Annotated in this window: 13 protein-coding genes; 3 read left to right on the top strand and 10 right to left on the bottom strand. The window is 42.9% G+C overall.

Annotated features, from left to right (window positions below; all coding sequences use genetic code 11):
• Positions 1-12: 12 nt before the first annotated feature.
• The 8 genes from sucC to sdhC form a co-directional block, all read right to left on the bottom strand.
• Complete coding sequence (sucC, locus tag JMX97_RS00985) at positions 13-1,179, bottom strand: ADP-forming succinate--CoA ligase subunit beta (protein ID WP_201554226.1); 1,167 nt, start codon at positions 1,177-1,179, stop codon at positions 13-15.
• Between the two features lie 143 nt (positions 1,180-1,322).
• Entirely contained in the window at positions 1,323-2,774 is a 1,452-nt protein-coding gene (lpdA, locus tag JMX97_RS00980; RefSeq protein WP_201554224.1) for a dihydrolipoyl dehydrogenase, read from the bottom strand.
• Between the two features lie 298 nt (positions 2,775-3,072).
• On the bottom strand, positions 3,073-4,362 hold the full coding sequence (odhB, locus tag JMX97_RS00975; protein ID WP_201554223.1) for a 2-oxoglutarate dehydrogenase complex dihydrolipoyllysine-residue succinyltransferase: 1,290 nt from the start codon (positions 4,360-4,362) through the stop codon (positions 3,073-3,075).
• Between the two features lie 118 nt (positions 4,363-4,480).
• Positions 4,481-7,348, bottom strand: coding sequence for a 2-oxoglutarate dehydrogenase E1 component (locus JMX97_RS00970; RefSeq protein WP_201554221.1), 2,868 nt, complete (start codon positions 7,346-7,348; stop codon positions 4,481-4,483).
• Positions 7,349-8,534: 1,186 nt separating this feature from the next.
• On the bottom strand, positions 8,535-9,245 hold the full coding sequence (locus JMX97_RS00965; protein WP_201554219.1) for a succinate dehydrogenase iron-sulfur subunit: 711 nt from the start codon (positions 9,243-9,245) through the stop codon (positions 8,535-8,537).
• Positions 9,246-9,442: 197 nt separating this feature from the next.
• Positions 9,443-11,293: a succinate dehydrogenase flavoprotein subunit gene (gene sdhA / locus JMX97_RS00960; RefSeq protein ID WP_201554217.1), complete on the bottom strand. Its 1,851-nt coding sequence runs from the start codon at positions 11,291-11,293 to the stop codon at positions 9,443-9,445.
• Positions 11,294-11,684: 391 nt separating this feature from the next.
• Complete coding sequence (gene sdhD, locus JMX97_RS00955) at positions 11,685-12,071, bottom strand: succinate dehydrogenase, hydrophobic membrane anchor protein (RefSeq protein ID WP_227671398.1); 387 nt, start codon at positions 12,069-12,071, stop codon at positions 11,685-11,687.
• Positions 12,072-12,091: 20 nt separating this feature from the next.
• Complete coding sequence (gene sdhC, locus JMX97_RS00950; protein ID WP_201554213.1) at positions 12,092-12,478, bottom strand: succinate dehydrogenase, cytochrome b556 subunit; 387 nt, start codon at positions 12,476-12,478, stop codon at positions 12,092-12,094.
• A 1,093-nt stretch (positions 12,479-13,571) separates the two neighbouring features.
• Here sdhC and gltA point away from each other — a divergent pair.
• Entirely contained in the window at positions 13,572-14,852 is a 1,281-nt protein-coding gene (gene gltA, locus JMX97_RS00945; protein WP_201554211.1) for a citrate synthase, read from the top strand.
• Between the two features lie 111 nt (positions 14,853-14,963).
• On the opposite strand, the gene JMX97_RS00940 is transcribed toward gltA, so the two are convergent.
• A complete protein-coding gene (locus tag JMX97_RS00940) occupies positions 14,964-15,917 on the bottom strand; it encodes a hypothetical protein (protein ID WP_201554336.1) in 954 nt (317 codons plus the stop codon).
• A 192-nt stretch (positions 15,918-16,109) separates the two neighbouring features.
• On the bottom strand, positions 16,110-16,610 hold the full coding sequence (locus tag JMX97_RS00935) for a type IV secretion protein Rhs (RefSeq protein ID WP_227671391.1): 501 nt from the start codon (positions 16,608-16,610) through the stop codon (positions 16,110-16,112).
• A gap of 233 nt (positions 16,611-16,843) precedes the next feature.
• Between JMX97_RS00935 and JMX97_RS00930 the strand changes: the two genes are divergently transcribed.
• The gene (locus JMX97_RS00930; RefSeq protein WP_201554209.1) at positions 16,844-18,133 is read left to right on the top strand and encodes a replication-associated recombination protein A; all 1,290 of its coding nucleotides are present in this window, start codon (positions 16,844-16,846) and stop codon (positions 18,131-18,133) included.
• Between the two features lie 328 nt (positions 18,134-18,461).
• The gene (gene ribBA / locus JMX97_RS00925) at positions 18,462-19,574 is read left to right on the top strand and encodes a bifunctional 3,4-dihydroxy-2-butanone-4-phosphate synthase/GTP cyclohydrolase II (protein WP_201554207.1); all 1,113 of its coding nucleotides are present in this window, start codon (positions 18,462-18,464) and stop codon (positions 19,572-19,574) included.
• The last annotated feature ends 67 nt before the right edge of the window (positions 19,575-19,641 follow it).

The raw sequence follows: 19,641 nt of genomic DNA, 5'->3' as shown, positions 1-19,641 counted from the left end.
ATGCTTAAGCAATTAGGCTTTAACAGCATCGACAATTTTGTGAGCAGCGTCTGATAGGCCTTGAGCTGAAATAAGATTCAGACCAGAATCTTGTAGAATCTGGATACCTTTTTCAGCGTTATTACCTTCTAGACGCACAACAACGGGTACTTTTACGTCAACTTCTTTGATAGCAGCGATAATAGCTTCTGCAATCATGTCACAACGTACGATACCACCGAAGATGTTGATTAAAACACCTTCAACGCTGCTGTCTTCAAGGATAATCTTGAATGCTTCAACAACGCGATCTTTAGTTGCCCCGCCGCCAACGTCCAAGAAGTTAGCAGGCTTGCCGCCATACAATTTGATGATGTCCATCGTCGCCATTGCAAGACCGGCACCGTTTACCATACAACCAATATTACCTTCTAAGGCAACATAGTTTAGGTCAAACTCAGCCGCTTTAAGCTCGCGCTCATTTTCTTGTGACTTGTCTTGTAGCGCTGCGATTTTAGGCAAGCGATATAGAGCGTTTGAGTCGATACCAATTTTGCCATCAACACAAACAATTTCGCCGTTTTCACGAATGGCCAATGGGTTGATCTCTAACAAGGCAAAGTCGTTTTCAACGAATGCTTGATAGGCACCAGTCATGATTTTAACGAACTGATTGATTTGTTTGCCTTCCATACCTAATTTGAATGCAACATCGCGCGCTTGATAAGGCATGAGGCCTACTAATGGATCAACGTTAACTTTGAAGATTTTTTCTGGGGTCTCATTAGCCACTTCTTCAATATCAACGCCGCCTTCAGTTGACGCCATGAAGGTTACGCGACGCGTTGCACGATCGACAACGGCGCCAAGATATAGCTCAGTTTGTACGGGATACATATCTTCTGCAACCAATACGAAGTTGACCGGTTGGCCATCAGCGTCAGTTTGGAAGGTAACTAAGTTAGTACCGATTAAATCATCGGTCACTTGCTTGGCTTCTTCGCGAGTTTTAACCAATTTAACACCGCCGGCTTTACCACGGCCACCCGCATGTACTTGCGCTTTAATAACCGCAATGTCAGTTGGGGTTTTATCAAAAGCTGCTGCCGCTTCGTCGCCACTATAAGCAATAATGCCTTCTTGAATGGGCAATCCGTAGCTTTTTAATAGCTCTTTTGCTTGATACTCATGTAAATTCATTGATTGTATCCTTTATTTTTTACAATTAATAAAAAGTGAAAACAAGTGCGCAGCAATATCTGCCCACACACTCGTGACAAAAGCCATAGTACTCATATAATGGCGAGCGCTATTGCTTGGTCAGGTTGTAAAACGTTCGTTCTTTACTTGCGCTTTTTACGCTGAATGGCGTGAATAGCGCGCCCATCTGCTGACAACGCAGCTTCATGGACTGCTTCTGATATGGTTGGATGCGCAAAGGTCATTAGCTGCAAGTCTTCGATACTAGAGACAAACTCCATCGCAATCATACCTTGATGGACAATATCACCAGCACCAGCAGAGATAACATGCATACCTAGCAAGCGATCTGTCTTGGCATCGGCCACAACTTTGACCGAACCTTGAGTTTCACTTTGGGCAAGCGCACGGCCATTAGCTGCTAGATTAAATGAACCGATTTTGACTTCATAACCCGCTTCAGTTGCTTCTTGCTCATTAAGACCAACCCAAGCAACTTCAGGATGAGTATAGATAACATTGATGATAGTGTCGTAGTTGACCTGAGCTTTTTCGCCATGAATACGCTCGACGGCCATCATGCCCTCTTCCATGGCTTTATGCGCAAGCATAGGGCCACGAACCAAGTCACCGATAGCATAAACGCCATCGAGATTGGTTTGGCATTGATCATTAACATCAATTAGACCGCGTTCAGTCAGCTTGATACCGCTGTCTTCACCAAGCAATTTTTCAGAATAAGCACGGCGACCAACACAAACGATAAGTTTATCAAAGCGCTGTTCTGAAGACTCGCCTTTGTTCTCACTAGTGACGACTACTTCATCACCTTGCACTTCAGCGCCAGTCACTTTGGTATCAACGCGGATATCGAGGCCTTGTTTTTTGAATATTTTACCGGCTTCTTTGGCCATATCTTTATCAACAGCAGCTAAGAGTTTAGGTAACGCTTCATAAACAACCACTTCGCTACCAAGGCGACGCCATACTGAACCAAGCTCAAGACCGATAACGCCAGCACCAATCACGCCTAAACGCTTAGGTACTTCAGTAAAATCAAGCGCGCCGGTTGAATCCACGATACGATCATCATCAGTTTTGGCAACTGGGATATCAATGGGGACTGAACCTGCCGCTAGGATAACATTTTTGGCAGTAATGGTGCTTTCTGCTTCGTCAGCAAGGGCCGTAAATTTAACTTTCTTATCAGTGCCAGTACCGTCAACTAACGTGCCCCAACCTTGTAGCCAATCAACACCATTGCCTTTTAATAAAGCAGCAATACCACCAGTCAATTGCTTGACGATGCCTTCTTTACGGGTAATCATTTTTTCAACATCGATAGCCACATCACCGGTGCTGATACCATGTTCATCAAGATCATGCTTGGTAGCCTCGAAACGATGCGAGCTATCAAGTAAGGCTTTTGATGGGATACAACCCACGTTTAAGCAGGTTCCACCAAGAGCTGGCTCGCCTTTGTAAACACGCTTTTCAATACAAGCAACGCTCATACCAAGCTGCCCTGCACGAATAGCGGCTTCATAACCACCGGGGCCGCCACCAATGACGACTAAATCATAATTGTCTTTCATAATACGTTTCCATATTTTATTTATAGTTTAATTTAGTGTTCAGATCATTTAAACGAGCCGCATGCCAACCGTATAGTTAATACGCTACTTCAGTAGGCTATATGCGTTTATCATTGATTGATAATAATGAATGATTACCAGATTTACTTAAATTATTACTTACACGGTAATTAGATGTGAAGAATAGCTAAGATCTAAATGACTAACATCTAGATGACTAAGTTCTAAATAACTAGGATAACCAATATAACAAAGGTAAAAAGCTTGTATCAGCGGTTGCCAATACAAGCTTACGAGCTTATAGGTCTAATAGAAGTAATGAAGGGTCTTCAACCAGCTCTTTAATAGTCACTAAGAACTGTACCGCTTCTTTACCATCGATCATGCGATGATCATATGATAGCGCAAGATACATCATAGGTAGAATTTCAACTTTGCCATCGACTGCCATTGGGCGATCATTAATAGCATGCATACCTAAGATAGCGGTTTGGGGTGGGTTCAAAATAGGCGTTGACATTAATGAGCCAAAAACGCCGCCGTTTGAAATGGTAAAGGTACCGCCAATCATATCATCTAGACCCAATTTGCCTTTTTGGGCCAGACCACCAAGCTCACGGATTTTGCTTTCGACATCCGCCATGCTCATCTTATCAGTATCACGTAATACCGGAACTACCAAACCACGATCTGAAGATACTGCAACACCGATATCATAGTAACCATGATAAACGATATCATCGCCATCTAATGATGCGTTAACCGCTGGGAAGCGTTTAAGTGCTTCAGTAGCTGCGCGTATGAACAAGGACATAAAGCCTAAACGCACACCATGACGCTTCTCAAATTTTTCTTTGTATTTGGTACGAAGATCCATTAATGGCTTCATATTAACTTCGTTAAACGTGGTCAACATCGCTGTATCTTGTGACGCTGATAACAGACGTTCAGCCACACGCTTGCGTAGACGAGTCATAGGTACACGTTTTTCACTACGCTCACCGGCTGACTCAGCAACAGGACGACCACTGTCAGTGGTAATGCTGCTATCTGCTTTTAGGGTCGGGCTGGACATATCAGTCTTGGTAACACGGCCACCGCGGCCACTACCTTCAACGTCTTTAGGATCAACGCCAGACTCTTTAGCTGCTTTACGTACCGCTGGGCTTTGATCTTTATGATCCGCTTCAACACTGTCTTTTTTATCAGTGCCTTTTTTGTCAGTGACTTGTACCGGTTCGCCGCCATCAGCTGCTTGTTTTGCTTGCACAGGCGCAGCTGGTTGATCTGGATTTACTGCAGGAGCACTGCTATTATCATCCGCACTGGCACTGGCATCAGCGCTACTGCTTGCGCCCGCTTCGAATTCTGCGATCAGCTCATCAGACAATACCGTATCATCAACTTGCTTGACGATTTTGGTCACTACCCCATTATCAGGTGCAACGACTTCTAATACGACTTTGTCAGTTTCAATTTCAGCTAATAGGTCATCACGGTTAACTTGTTGGCCTTCAGTGACATGCCATTCAACGATTGTGCCATCGGCAACCGATTCTGGAAAAACGGGGGCTTTGATCTCAGCCATCGATATACTCCTTAGATTTGGATATTACTATTTATTATTAAGTCGTGATAGGCAGTCAGCTTGAGTCATAAAGTGCTAACTGTCATCGCCCGATTGATATGTCTTATATTGGTAGCGCTTACTTAGCCAACTCATCGACACTAACGCCAAGACTGCCAGCGATTAATGCTTGTTGCTGCTGAAGGTGTAATTTTGCAGAACCAGTCGCAGGGGCAGCACTTGCAGGACGAGCAACCGGCTCTAAAACTTTTGCTTTGGTTGGATGCGGTACCACAATGCGGTACATATCAGGAGCTAAATAATACCAGGCACCCTGATTTAATGGTTCTTCTTGCGTCCAAACGATCTCTTTTAGATTACTATATCTATCAATTTCAGCAATCAAGCGCTCTTCTGGTAGCGGATACAGCTGCTCGATACGAACAATAGCAACATGATCCAGACCTAAGGCACGGCGCTGCTCCAGTAAGTCATAATAGACCTTACCGCCACATAACACTAAGCGCGTTACCTCATCGGCATTCTGCTGATCCATCTCTGGCAATATAGTTTCAAACTTACCATTTGCCAGCTCTTCTAACTGTGAGGTCGCAAGCTTATGACGAAGTAAGCTCTTAGGGGACATCACAATCAACGGCTTACGAATTGGACGCACTGCTTGACGACGGAGCGCATGATAAATTTGCGCGGGTGTCGTTGGCGTGATGACCTGCATATTATCTTCAGCACATAACTGTAAGAAGCGCTCAAGACGGGCTGAAGAATGCTCAGGACCTTGACCTTCAAAGCCGTGCGGTAACAGCATAGTCAAACCACAAACGCGCTGCCACTTGGTTTCGCCACTTGCGATAAACTGGTCAATGACCACTTGTGCGCCGTTGACGAAGTCACCGAACTGCGCTTCCCAAACGATTAAAGCGTTCGGAACTGTGGTCGCATAACCATATTCAAAGGCCAGAACAGCTTCTTCTGATAACAATGAGTTGTAAATAGCAAAACGCGATTGCGTGTCACTCATATGGGCAAGTGGCACATACATGCTGCCATCATTGATATTATATAGTTCGCTATGGCGATGAGCAAAAGTACCACGACCAACATCTTCACCAGTGATACGGACTAAGGTGTTGTCATGATCCACTAGTGTCGCGTATGCTAAGGTTTCAGCTGCGCCCCAGTTTAAAGGCTCTTCACCGGTTTGCATGGCTAAGCGCTGATCAACGACTTTCTGTACTTGGCGCTGTAGCTTATAGCCTTCTGGCATCTCTGCCATACGGCGACCATAGCCCTTAAGGATTTCAATATCAACGCTGGTATCCCAGTCATCGACCAAATCGTGACCCAAATAAGGTTCCCAATCAATGAATAATTCAGTACTAGGCTCAAGTACCAAAGAATTAACCACATACTCGCCACGATCAAGCGACTCACGGTAATCGTCTTCGTACTTTGTTTCTTCCTCGTTACTAATGAGACCATCTTCAATAAGTTTTTTGGCATATATAGCACGAGTAGTCGGTAGCTTTTTGATAACCGCATACATAAGCGGTTGGGTCGCTGATGGCTCATCTGCTTCGTTATGGCCATTACGGCGATAGCAAAACAGGTCAATAATAATGTCTTTGCCAAATTCATGACGATAATCTAACGCCAATTGCGCAGCAAATACCACGGACTCTGGATCATCACCATTGACATGTAAAATAGGCGCGTGGACCATTTTTGCGACGTCAGTACAGTACTCAGTTGAGCGTGCATCTTCTTGACGACTGGTGGTAAAGCCTACTTGGTTGTTGATGACAATATGTAGCGTGCCGCCAGTAGTATAAGCACGAGTTTGCGACATCTGAAAAGTTTCTTGTACTACGCCTTGAGCTGAAAATGCGGCATCGCCATGAACTACTATCGGCAATACTAAGTTACCAGTGGTGTCATTACGGCGTACTTGGCGTGCCCGTACAGAGCCTTCTAATACGGGTGACACAATCTCAAGATGCGAGGGATTAAAGGCCAATGCCAAATGTGCTTCACCGCCTGGGGTCATCACGTTAGAGGAGTAGCCATTGTGATACTTAACGTCACCGGAGCCTTTTTCTGGCTGTACCTTACCATCGAACTCGTCAAACAAATCTGCTGGGTTTTTGCCTAAAACGTTGACCAATAAGTTCAATCGACCACGGTGAGCCATACCGATAACCATCTCTTTGGTACCGTAGCCACCCGCTCGTTGGATGATTTCGTTAAGTGCAGGAATAAAGCTCTCACCGCCCTCTAGCCCAAAACGCTTCACGCCAGTATATTTACGGGCTAAATACTTCTCTAATCCTTCAGCTGCCGTTAAACGCTCAAGAATAGACAGACGTTTTTCGTCATCAAACTTAATATAACCTAGATTGGTTTCAAGATATTTTTCCATCCAACGTTTTTCAACACTGGTGGTCACGTGCATGTACTCTATGCCGAGATAGCGGCAATAAATACGCTCCATAATCTCGATAATCTCACTTAATGGCGCTTCGGTCTTACCAATATCTAAATCGCCAGTAGGATATACGGTATCAAGATCTGCTTCTGATAAGCCGTGATACGATAGGGTTAAGTCTTCAACTTCGGCACGTGGGTGCAACTCTAAAGGATCAAGCTGCGCGCGGCGATGACCACGGCGACGATAAGCAGAAATAAGCTGCTGTACGCCCATTTGCTTAGGGTCTGCACAGTTGGCTGAACCGGCAGTTGCTGCGCTTTCAGACGTGGTGCTGCCTTTGTTAGCCGTTTGATTGCGTGCCAGCAATAAGAATTGATCTTTAATCGCATTATGCTTAGCATCGTTAGGAGATTGATACTGCTTAAAGTAATCTTGCCAATCCGTATCGACACTGGTCGGGTCACTTAGATATTGTTCATAGAGAGATTCAATATAGTGGGCGTTATCAGCGGCGAGCTCAGTATGGTCTACGCCTTCAGCTTCTTTAGTTATACTATTCATAATGATCGTCTATTTGATAGATAAATGAATGGAAACGTGCTTATTGTTGTGTAATCCGTCGTATGCTAGGCGCTTAGACAAGTTGACGTATATCGTGAAGGATTATTTACTAGGAAAGCTATTGTTATTCATTACTGTTGTAGCATCACTGTTATAGATAGTTGCTAATAGATAGCCATTAGCAGTCATAATAAATATAAGCAGTAACAATATAAAACTTAGATTTTACCCTTTTCTCATAATTTACTTTGGGGTTAATATTTACAAGGTAAACGACAAGTTGAGTAGTGGCACAAAGCCTTTATTACAATGGCAATATGACAGTTAAAATTATTTGTGAACGTTCGGTCTTGTTAATAGCCTCGTTTCACAACATTAATTTATATATAATGACATTAGCTATAACCAAAATATTAATAACGTCATTAATAAAAGAAACAATAGACCGTTATTTAATTCGATTGGTCTATAATTAAGTCATTTACTACCCTTACCACTGGACTAATTGCTAGCAAATAGTCAGCGATTTAAAAGCGTCTTTTGTGACTAAGGTGCGTTGTCATTTGGACCAAACATAAATTGCTACCTAGGGTAGCATGGCAAAATTACTTCACATAGTTTGTTTGTTCAATACTAAGTATTTACGTAATAAATATCTATTATCATCTTCGTTTCAGTCATGCTTATTATGAGTCTCTCTATAAGATCAAACAATAGATATAGCATCATAAATATACAATTAAACCGTAATTGAAGGGTGATGAAATTTACCGCTACTATGATAGCATTTTTGCAACCATATTTTTATCTCAAGTGATAGATAATGGTATTGTTTTGTGAAACTATAAGTTGCTAAAGGGTAAAAGCAAAATAGAGCCTCGACTATAACCTAAAACCAGTCCTTTCTTACCCCGAAACTTTACCTCTCTAAATGACACTTTGAATCAAAAAAGTGCCATATCGATTATGCCAACCGTCGTTTACAGCTGTTACTTCTACGCTTTCTACTTTGCTTTTTCTTATTTGGCTCAAGCTTGACTATATTTCCGTTGTATCGATAATAAAAAACACCGCCAAATTATTAGGCGGTGTTTTTGTATGGTTATAATTAAATATTTATCTTTAGGCCTCAGTCTCTAATCTCTGAATGCTCAGCTCTAAACGAGCAGTCCAATGACTGGTAAACTTAACCCGCTTCGTCAATCAACATATTACGTAGATTACCAATCGCTTTAGTTGGGTTCAAGCCTTTTGGACATACGGCAACGCAGTTCATAATACCGCGGCAACGGAACAAGCTAAACGGATCATCTAAGCGGGCCAAACGTGCTTGGGTATCGGTATCACGGCTGTCCATTACAAAGCGGTTGGCGCTCAATAATGCGGCTGGCCCTAAGAACTTATCAGGATTCCACCAAAACGACGGGCAACTGGTCGAACAGCAAGCGCATAAGATACATTCATATAGACCGTTCATCTTTTCACGCTGCTCAGGTGACTGTAGGCGCTCGGTTGGCGGCGCTGGTTGGTCATTGATTAAGAACGGATGTACCTTTTCATATTGCTCATAGAATTGGTTCATATCGACAACCAAATCACGGACTACCGGTAAGCCTGGTAACGGACGAATGGTAACTTTTTCAGGCAAAGTATTCATGTTTATTAGACATGCCAAGCCATTTTTACCATTAATATTCATCCCATCAGACCCGCAAATGCCTTCGCGGCACGAACGACGGAAAGTGATGGTTTCGTCTTGCTTTTTCAGGCGTAATAAAACGTCAAGCAACATACGGTCTGACTCAAGCAGCTCAACCGTATAAGTTTGCATACGCGGCGCTGCGTCCTGATCAGGATCGTAGCGATAGATTTCGATGGTGCGAGTACCTCGGCTCATAATGCTAAACTCCACACATAGGTGATGGCGGGCAGACAAAAGAGGCATCATAACAGCGCTAAAATCACTCTGGTTTATACTAGCGCTGGCATGGGTTTGTCGCTGGCGGTCACCTTTTTAGTAAATTAATAAGGGATAAAACGTTTAAGCTATTCGTACACCTAAGATACGCGGTTGCGTACTAATCATAAAACTAATTAGTAGACGCGAACTTTTGGCTCAATATAATCTACGGTTAGGGGGATTTTGCGTACCGGCTTATAGACGATTTTATTGCCTTCAGAATACCACAAGGTATGCTTCATCCAGTCGTGATCGTTACGACCGTTTGGTGCATAGTCATCATCTTCTGGACGATCATAGTCCGCTACACTGTGCGCGCCGCGACTTTCATGACGATGAGCTGCCGATACCATAGTCGCTTTCGCTACTTCGTAAAGGTTTGCCACTTCAAAGGCCTCAATACGCGCGGTATTGAATACTTGTGACTTATCAGCAAGATGAATTTGATCAATCTTATCACCCAGCGCTAGAATTTTTGCAACCCCTTCGTCCATCATTGCTTGGGTGCGGAATACGCTAGCATGCTTTTGCATCGTTTCGCGAATTTCATCAGCCACGTCTTGCGCATTGTAGCCTTCAGTAGACTGTTGTAGCTTGTCTAAACGGTTAACTGTGAAGTCAAGCACATGAGGATCAAGCGGTTTGTAAGTATGATCAGCATGATGATATTCATCAACGATATGTTTACCAGCAGCGCGACCAAAGACTAACAAATCAAGCAAAGAGTTAGTCCCTAAACGATTAGCACCGTGGACACTAACACACGCACATTCGCCAATAGCATAAAGACCTTTGACTACAGTACCTTCGTTATATATACCTTCTTCATCGGTACCTGCTTCTAGATCAGGCGTTATCACTTGACCATGAATGGTAGTAGGAATACCGCCCATCATATAGTGAATGGTTGGGATAACCGGAATAGGCTCTTTAGTGATATCAACGTTTGCAAAGTTTTTGCCAATCTCAAATACCGAAGGCAAGCGCTTCATAATAGTTTCAACACCCAAATGGGTCATGTCCATAACAATATGATCGGCATTAGGACCACAACCACGACCTTCTTTAATCTCTTGATCCATTGAACGCGAGACTAAATCTCGGGGTGCCAAGTCTTTTACGGTAGGCGCATAACGCTCCATAAAGGCTTCACCATCTTTATTACGTAAGATAGCCCCTTCACCACGACAACCTTCAGTCAATAGTACGCCAGCGCCTGCGACACCCGTTGGATGGAACTGCCAGAACTCCATATCCTGTAGAGGTACACCAGCACGAACCGCCATACCAATACCGTCACCAGTATTAATATAAGCATTAGTAGATGCGGCAAAGATACGACCTGCACCACCAGTTGCTAAGACAGTAATCGGTGCTTGGAATACCGCGACCGTACCTGTTTCTTGCTCAAGAGCGATAACGCCATTAATATTGCCGGCTTCGTCTTTGATCAAATCCAGTGCAATCCATTCAATGAAAAACTGCGTACCTCGTTCAAGGTTTTTTTGATATAGCGTATGTAGCATTGCGTGACCCGTACGGTCGGCTGCTGCACAAGCGCGTTGAACCGCTTTTTCACCGTAGTTTGAGGTGTGACCACCAAATGGACGCTGATAAATCGTACCATCTTCATTACGGTCAAATGGCATGCCCATGTGCTCAAGCTCATACACCACTTTTGGTGCTTCGCGGCACATGTATTCAATAGCGTCTTGGTCGCCTAACCAATCTGACCCTTTGACGGTGTCATAAAAGTGAAAATGCCAGTTGTCATTACTCATGTTACCAAGGCTGGCACCAATACCACCCTGAGCGGCAACGGTGTGTGAACGAGTTGGGAATACTTTGGTAAGTACCGCAACATTCATGCCTGCTTCGGCCAGATGTAGTGAGGCACGCATACCTGACCCACCACCGCCAACGATGATCGCGTCATAGTTTAAGGTTTTGATGTTGCTAATGGTATTATCTTGTCTAGTTGCCATTACGGTTTTCCTAATGCCTGTTAATGCTTACGAAGTAAATACAAGGATTGTTTAATATGACATCATGGTCGCACTACTGAGCGTTTTTCATACTCATTTTTGCCAGGCTTTAATTACTCATGATGATATAAACAACCTTCAACCACTTACTAAAATTTGCATAGTCATCGTTATATAAAGTTCAACTCGTTCATTCGCTGTTCAAACTATGCTCGAAAGCAAGTGAGCAACTACATGCGCCGATACGATATAATACAATAACTCTTATATGGCTATTTACGGGCTATTTTTAAATACTTTACCAGTCAATAAAACTGACCGAGCAGTCCGTCCTTATTCATAATATTTAATTTCTATAAATTGAATATTATAGGGTTCAGATATTTAAAGGTTAAACAGCAACAATACCGAAGCCATTACCCCAAAAAATCATGATACCCCAGAATAGAAAAACCAGAATGGTGATAATCATTAATGACTGTAACACCAAACGTAGACCTGCAGCGCTTGAACCCATTTTGCCAGTGGTAATGTAGTCAGTAAATACCGTCCACATCCCAACCCAAGCATGACCGGCCAAAGCAATAATAGCCACTAAGCTGAATAAACGCATTGGCAAGCTAGTCATAAATGCTGACCATTCAAAAAAGTCCACGTTACCATGTATCAAAAAGAAGCCAAGTAGCACAACGCTATAGACCGCTAAAACCACAGCACTAATACGCTGGACTATCCAGTCACGTGAGCCTGACCCTGTCAGACCGGTGGCGCTTTTGATTCCTGAATTATTTTTACTCATTAGAACATCACCCATATAAATGACGCAACAATTAGAATCGCTGCAATCACGAAGCTGACTACGGTCACCATACGTGCAGATTTCAGCTCCTCGTTACTGCCGTTATCGGCAAATAGATGCTTAATACCCATCACAAAGTGATAAGCAATAAAGGCGACGAATACCCACGCCAAAAAGCGCACGAAAACGTTATCAAACAAGGTTTCAAAGCTCTCAGGCGATGCCAAAGAGGTTTGTAGTATCCAAAGCATGACAGGAATAAGTAAAAATAACATAATGCCAGATATACGATGCAGAATTGAGGCAATCGCAATCGGTGAGCTGTTAACGCTAATCACTTGGCTCAAAGGCAGATTAATAGGTCGGTTGCTTTTCACAGCGGGCATCCTTTTGCGGTTATGTCTGGTAGTTACTTATGATTTGGCAATTATCTGCCAAATACACTGAGTACCACGCGAGACGAATAAAGTAAGGAAGAGCTAGCTGACTTCTTTTAGTTTGTGTTAAATCTAAATGACTGATCGTGCCTTTCATACAAGGTATCTATGGTCTACTTAAGGCTACTTATTATAAGTCGCTATATCAATAGACCTCTTTGAATAACAAACTGTCTATTTAATACCTATTCATTAAGAACAATCAAATCAATCACAGTCAAAACTAAGCCTTTATCGAACCAATCATTGAATGAATTAACTATTCTATTTTTAATAGTGTCCCTTAACGAAAAAAAGACAACCCTACTGTGTCATCTCTATAATGTCCGCTTTATTAAGGTGAACTTCACTGTCGACTATCTAAAAATAGAACAGATAACAAAAAAATTCAAGCGATCAGCTCAGGTTTAGTCTATAAAGTAGCCTCTCAATCGTAACAAGATATAAGAATATAACAGGCTAATCGATACAACAGCATGACTAATTATTAATTTGCACAAAGCTAATGTCAGTTAATGACTCTAATTATAAAATGCCTAGCCGACAATTACAAATTTATCCCTTAAATAATGGATATTAGGGCAGTTTTAACAAATTATTAGCAAGGAGCAATATTATGTCCGTAGCATTACGCGCTCTTAAGTTATTATAATCTCATTTTGATTCGTCTACCGCTCATATTCTGTCTGTTTTTGCCTCAAACGTCTAAGAAACTAACGCGACCTTAGTGCTAAAAGTATTGCATTTCTATCGTGATAGGAATTTTTATTCTATGCCTACAAAAATCCTAGTTTTACTCTGAATAACCAAGCAGACATATTTTGATACAAAAATTACATTAGATAAATGCCTTAAAACCACGTGAATGGGGGTGATTGCACAGAAAACTCTTTTCAAATGTTGCAGCTTTACTGTTAATATAAACGGATTCTTAGATTAGTTGAATTTGACTTCTTGTTTGTTGATTTGACTGATAGTGACGCAACAGTATGCGTCGATAGCACATTTACTCTAACAAGATAAACCGAATGGAGAGGAAATTATGGCTGATAACAACGCCACACTAACAGCAGATGGTAAGGACTACCAACTTCCTATTATTAAAGGCACTTTAGGCCGCCCTGTTATCGACATCGCTGCTTTGCAAGATTCGGGCTTTTGGTCTTATGACCCTGGTTTTAAAGTTACCGCGCCTGTTGAATCAAAAATCACGTTTATCGATGGCGGCAAAGGTGAGCTATTATATCGCGGCTACCCTATCGATCAATTAGCAAATAGCGCTGAATACTTAGAAGTGGCCTATGCGCTCGTTCATGGTGAACTCCCTAACGCTGAGCAAAAAGCAGACTTTTACGAAAAAGTCCGTAAGCATGCTGGCGTGCATGATCAACTGCGCAAATTCTTTGAAGGTTTCCGCCGTGATGCCCATCCTATGGCTATTATGGTCGGTGTGGTTGGTGCATTATCAGCGTTCTATCATGAAGGCTTGGACGTTAGTGAAGAGCTTCATCGCGAAATCACCGCTATTCGTCTAATTGCTAAAATGCCAACGCTTGCCGCGATGAGTTATAAATACTCACAGGGCGAACCGTTCATGTACCCACGTAATGACTTCAACTACGCGGAAAACTTCTTATATATGATGTTTGCCACGCCTGCTGATGTTGATTATAAAGTGGATCCAGTTATTTCTAAGGCCATGGACAAGATCTTTACTTTGCATGCCGATCATGAGCAAAACGCTTCAACGTCTACCGTACGCTTAGCAGGTTCTACTGGTGCAAACCCGTATGCTTGTATCGCTGCAGGTATCGCAGCCCTATGGGGCCCATCACATGGAGGCGCCAACGAAGCCGTTCTTGAGATGCTAGATGAAATCGGTACGGTTGAAAATGTTCCTGCATTTATGGAAAAAGTAAAAAGCCGTGAAGTGAAGCTAATGGGCTTTGGTCACCGCGTCTATAAAAACTTTGACCCACGTGCACAAGTTTTAAAAGAGACTTGTGATGAAGTTTTAACGGCACTAGGTATCAACGATCCTAAGCTTGAGCTTGCTATGGAGCTTGAGAAAATTGCTTTAGAAGACCCGTTCTTCATCGAGCGTAACCTGTATCCAAACGTTGACTTCTACTCTGGCATTATTCTAAAAGCCATCGGTATTCCAACCTCAATGTTTACGGTAATCTTCTCCCTAGCTCGTACCTCTGGTTGGATTAGCCATTGGTTAGAGATGCACAGCGCACCGTTCAAAATCGGTCGTCCTCGTCAGTTATACACGGGCGAGACCCATCGCGACTTTGTTAAAATAGAAGACCGTAAATAGGTCAGCTAGGCTAAGACTTAACCATTGATTCAATAAAAAATCCCGCCAATGTGCGGGATTTTTATGTCTGTTTAAGCCGTCCGTCTTTTATAAAGGTTTATTTATAAGAGACTATTGAAATGATTTAAGAGTCTGCTCGTATTTGGCAATTTGTTCATCATAACCTTTGATAGTGTCATTAAACTTGGTCATGAGACTCTCAAACTCTTGTTGCTGATCCAGTTTCATCTGCTGCATATCGAGCACTTGCTGCGCTTCTATCTGTTCCCAAACTTGATGTTGAATAATCAAACGAGCCAGCGCGGGGCTTTTTGCATTTACTCTGCCAGCGATTTCCGCATGTTCGAACAGCTGCGGTACTAAAGTGGCTATATTGAGCAAAGTATTGATGTCTTGGTCGCTAAATGCCATCGTTACGGGCTGATAAAGCGCTTCCGTCGCTTGCTGATAACGTTCGATAATTTGTTCTTCGTCCAGTATGATAGGTTTACGGGGCTCAAGGCTAATACGCTTTAATACGGTTAGATCACGTTCGCCAACCTCAGTACTAGTATTAACCTCAGCATCAATTCCTGCCGCTTCGGTTGTAGCATTATCAGTGTTAGCAGTAGGATTGCTACTAGTGGCCGTTGTATTGTCGTTATTTTTATTATCACTATTAGAAGCATCATCAGAAGTTTCAGTAGCGCTGTTCAATAATAAGCTATTCTCACTATCTGTTTCGTCAGCAGCTTGTAACGACTCATACTCTGCTTGTAAGCGTCGCTGTAATCTCTGTGCTTGAGCAACATATAAAGGCTGGAATTGCTCTATACGTGCAGCAGCCGAATCGCTTTGCACGACAGACTTATTGTCTTCAGCGCTTATTTGTTCACTGGTTTTGCTATCATTATCTACTATGGGTTCTGGTGCTGATTGCTGCTGGCAACCTATTAACATTAACGTCCCTACTAGTGTTGCTGCTAGTAAAGTCGGCTTCTGGCGCAGACGCGCAGTCGTTATCCTATGAGTTATCGCGGTATTGTATAAATCAGCATCGGGCTTCGGTGTTAAAAATTTAAACATCACGGCACAGTTCCTGTTTTAAAAACTAAAAGTGGAAAGCTAAAAGGGTACAGCCTTAAGATTAGAATAATTTCAAATATTTTTCGTGGCTATTAAGATAGAAGTTATTAATATAGAAGCTATTAAATAAAAATTATTAAGTAAAAGTTATTAAGTATAACCTTTTTTCTTCTCACACTTGTTAAGTAAAGGCTAAAGGTCAAACGAGCCGTCATGATACCTATTAGGTTGACTGTCTAAAAAGGGAATACAGGCTTCTAGCGCTTGACAATCCTGCCTATATTCGCGACGTACAAAGTAGTCTTGTACCATACGGGCTTGTTGCTCAATACCGTAATTAAAGAATGACTTGCCGGTCTTTAGGACATAATCATACCGACGATTGATAAGCGCACCGCGCACGACTTTAAGTCCCTGCTGTAATTGCCAAACGTGGGTAAGCTCATGAATCAGCCAGCTTTGCTTATTAATAGAAGCCTCGCTAAAGTCTACTATCCAATCGGCTGGATGAAAATATATATTACCATTAAGACTAACGGCATAGTTTTTGAGTACCCACCACGCTGTTTTAAGGGTCACTTCGTCAAGTTGAATACTATCGCCAAAGACTGAGCGTGCAAGCATAATTTCACCAGCATTCAGCCGCCGTGATTGATTATTCGAATAACTTAAGCCGTTTAAACGTAAGTTCATATTAAGAAACTGCTTAAGTATTTGACGGGGCATCATTAAGGCTTTACCTTGGACTTAATTTATTTTGATAAACTATAAATTAGGGTAAGTGTCTAAGAATTAAAGCGTTTAAGACATAAGTTGTACACTTACCTGACTTTCCTTAACGTAAAACTGCGTTAGCCTAGCCTATACAACATCTACTAGAAACTGTCTTATTTTTCTGATTTCTGTTCTTTATAATAGAGAATTTTATGCCTTCACCTTTTCATGCCGACACGCCGCTTGCCCAACGGATGCGCCCTGCTACCCTTGACGCCATTATTGGTCAAGAACATTTATTAGCAGAAGGGGCTCCATTACGACGTTTGGTTGAACAAGGCCATCTACCGTCCATTATTTTGCATGGGGAGGCCGGTATCGGCAAAACTACCATTGCGATGCTATTAGCCGCTGCCGTTGGCCGTCCCTTTCATGCGTTGTCAGCTATAAATACTGGGGTTAAGCAATTGCGCGAGGTGTTGGAGAGTAAAGATTCTTTGAGCTTTGAGTCGCCAGTGGTCTTTATTGATGAGATTCACCGTTTCAATAAGGCGCAGCAAGATGCGCTATTGGGCGCAGTAGAGTCCGGTGACATTACCTTGATTGGCGCAACCACTGAAAACCCGTCATTCAGTGTCAATAATGCGCTATTATCACGCTGTCAAGTTTATCGTTTAGAACCGCTTAGTAGCGAGCAAATCGCTGCTGTATTGCAGCGGGCACTCTTAGAAGATACTGTTCTTAAAAGTCTTACTATCGATTTGCAAGCACAAAACACGATCAGTCAATTGGCACAGGGTGACGCCCGTAAAGCGCTAAATTTACTGGAACTTGCCGTACAAACTGCAGATCCAAAGCAGTCGCCTATTGTCATCGATGATGCGTTAATAGCCCGCGTGGCACAGACTGCGCTAGTACGTTATGACAAAGATGGTGAGCAGCATTACGATATTATCTCAGCAATGATAAAGTCGGTGCGCGGCTCAGACCCTGATGCGGCTCTATACTGGATGGCGCGGATGCTGGTTGGCGGTGAGCCGGCGGATTTTATCGCACGGCGGCTAGTCATCCTAGCCAGTGAAGACATTGGTAATGCCAATCCTAATGCTTTATTGCTGGCTGATGCCGCCTTGCGTAGCGTGCAATCTATTGGTATGCCGGAGGCGCGTATTATCTTAGGACAAGTGGTGGTTTATTTAGCGACTAGTGCTAAAAGTAACAGTACCTATAAAGCGATTAATGCGGCGATGACACTGGCGGAAAAAGATGCCTCACCCATACCCTTGCATCTACGTAATGGTGTAACCAAGCTGATGCGTGATCAGGGCTACGGTAAAGGTTACGTTTATCCGCATGGTTATCCCAATCACTACTATGCGCAAACCTATTTGCCTGATAACTTAGTGGGCACACGCTTCTATGAATTTGCGGATAATCAGCGTGAGCAACACAGTAAGCAATTTATGGACTGGCTAAGAACCCAGGCGGCTAGCAATGAATAAATGGGTCGTTGATTATTTAACTCATTTATAATGTGCATCATTTATCATAGCGCTCGTCATTGATAATACTCATCACTATTTTTCGAGATAATAGGCCATATAGTATCGCGATGAGGCAGCACGTTACAGTAAAAACCATTAAAATGTTAGGATGCTTGTATATAAAAACGATAGATTAATAACCATCTACCCCTAATTGCTACGCGCTTTGCTCAACAGCTACAGCGCTTTCTCTAATCTACTGCTACAATAGGCGGATAGCTTTTTATACCTACACTTTTACATAACCTTTTATATACTGATAAATAATAAAACATTGAGACTTCCTATGAATTTAAATACGATTCCTGAGATTATCGAAGATATTCGCGCAGGTAAAATGGTCATTTTGATGGATGATGAAGATCGCGAAAATGAAGGCGATATCATCATGGCAGCGACTCATGTGCGCCCCGAAGATATTAACTTTATGATTACCCATGCTCGCGGTTTAGTCTGCTTGACCTTATCACAAGCCCGTTGCCAACAGTTGGCTCTGCCGCTAATGTCAGATCGTAACGAAGCGAAATTTAGCACTAACTTTACCGTATCTATTGAAGCTGCTGAAGGCGTGACTACCGGTATTTCTGCCGCAGACCGCGCGCGTACCGTTCAAGCAGCAGTCTCATCTTCTGCCAAACCTGAAGATATCGTCCAGCCTGGACACATCTTTCCTATCATGGCCCAAAACGGCGGCGTATTACACCGTGCTGGCCATACTGAAGCAGGTTGTGATTTAGCCCGCATTGCAGGGCTTGAACCGGCAGCTGTCATCGTAGAAATCATCAATGATGACGGTACGATGGCGCGCCGTGATGACCTTGAGATATTCGCAAAAGAGCATGATCTCAAGATTGGCACTATCGCTGATTTAATCAACTATCGTATTTCTAATGAGCAAACCGTAGAAGAGATTGAGTCGCGTCCGTTCGAGACCGAATACGGTACGTTTACTTTGCATCGTTTCCGCGAGTTTGGTGCTGATGAAACCCATTTAGCCTTAGTAAAAGGCGATGTTAGCGAAGGCGTCAGTACTGTGCGTGTGCATGGCTTTCACCCCTTGCGTGACTTGTTTGCAGCTAAGAATGATACGACCGGACGTAGCGGCTGGAGTGTGCAATCTGCTCTAAAAGAAATCAATGCCTCAGAGCGCGGCGTGTTGGTATGGATTGGTAGCCATCAACCGATTGATTTGGGAGAGGCTTTAGATAAAGCTTCAGACAATCAATCATTATCTACTATTGCCCAGCAACCCTATCGCAGTATCGGCGTTGGCGCGCAGATTTTACGGCATTTGGGCGTGCGTGATATGCGCTTATTGTCATCACCGATGAAGTTTTATGCATTGTCAGGTTTTGATCTGAATGTAGTAGACTTTGTTCATGCTCCTAAGCAAGATTAATACGGTCAAATAACTTGAACTAAGCAAATGCTACTACGATAAAACTGGTTAATAAAAAAGGCACGCT

Source organism: Psychrobacter sp. 72-O-c, assembly GCF_904846605.1.
In the GTDB taxonomy this organism is placed as follows: Bacteria; Pseudomonadota; Gammaproteobacteria; order Pseudomonadales; family Moraxellaceae; genus Psychrobacter.
The sequence above is the reverse complement of the archived record's forward strand: the minus strand, read 5'-3'. Positions and strand labels throughout refer to the sequence as shown.

Coding starts and splice junctions, on each gene's coding strand:
- JMX97_RS00935 (WP_227671391.1), bottom strand. CDS start 16,610: ATGAACTTACGTTTAAACGGCTTAAGTTATTCGAATAATCAATCACGG.
- gltA (WP_201554211.1), top strand. CDS start 13,572: ATGGCTGATAACAACGCCACACTAACAGCAGATGGTAAGGACTACCAA.
- odhB (WP_201554223.1), bottom strand. CDS start 4,362: ATGGCTGAGATCAAAGCCCCCGTTTTTCCAGAATCGGTTGCCGATGGC.
- JMX97_RS00970 (WP_201554221.1), bottom strand. CDS start 7,348: ATGAATAGTATAACTAAAGAAGCTGAAGGCGTAGACCATACTGAGCTC.
- JMX97_RS00965 (WP_201554219.1), bottom strand. CDS start 9,245: ATGAGCCGAGGTACTCGCACCATCGAAATCTATCGCTACGATCCTGAT.
- sdhC (WP_201554213.1), bottom strand. CDS start 12,478: ATGCCCGCTGTGAAAAGCAACCGACCTATTAATCTGCCTTTGAGCCAA.
- sucC (WP_201554226.1), bottom strand. CDS start 1,179: ATGAATTTACATGAGTATCAAGCAAAAGAGCTATTAAAAAGCTACGGA.
- JMX97_RS00930 (WP_201554209.1), top strand. CDS start 16,844: ATGCCTTCACCTTTTCATGCCGACACGCCGCTTGCCCAACGGATGCGC.
- sdhA (WP_201554217.1), bottom strand. CDS start 11,293: ATGGCAACTAGACAAGATAATACCATTAGCAACATCAAAACCTTAAAC.
- lpdA (WP_201554224.1), bottom strand. CDS start 2,774: ATGAAAGACAATTATGATTTAGTCGTCATTGGTGGCGGCCCCGGTGGT.
- JMX97_RS00940 (WP_201554336.1), bottom strand. CDS start 15,917: ATGTTTAAATTTTTAACACCGAAGCCCGATGCTGATTTATACAATACC.
- ribBA (WP_201554207.1), top strand. CDS start 18,462: ATGAATTTAAATACGATTCCTGAGATTATCGAAGATATTCGCGCAGGT.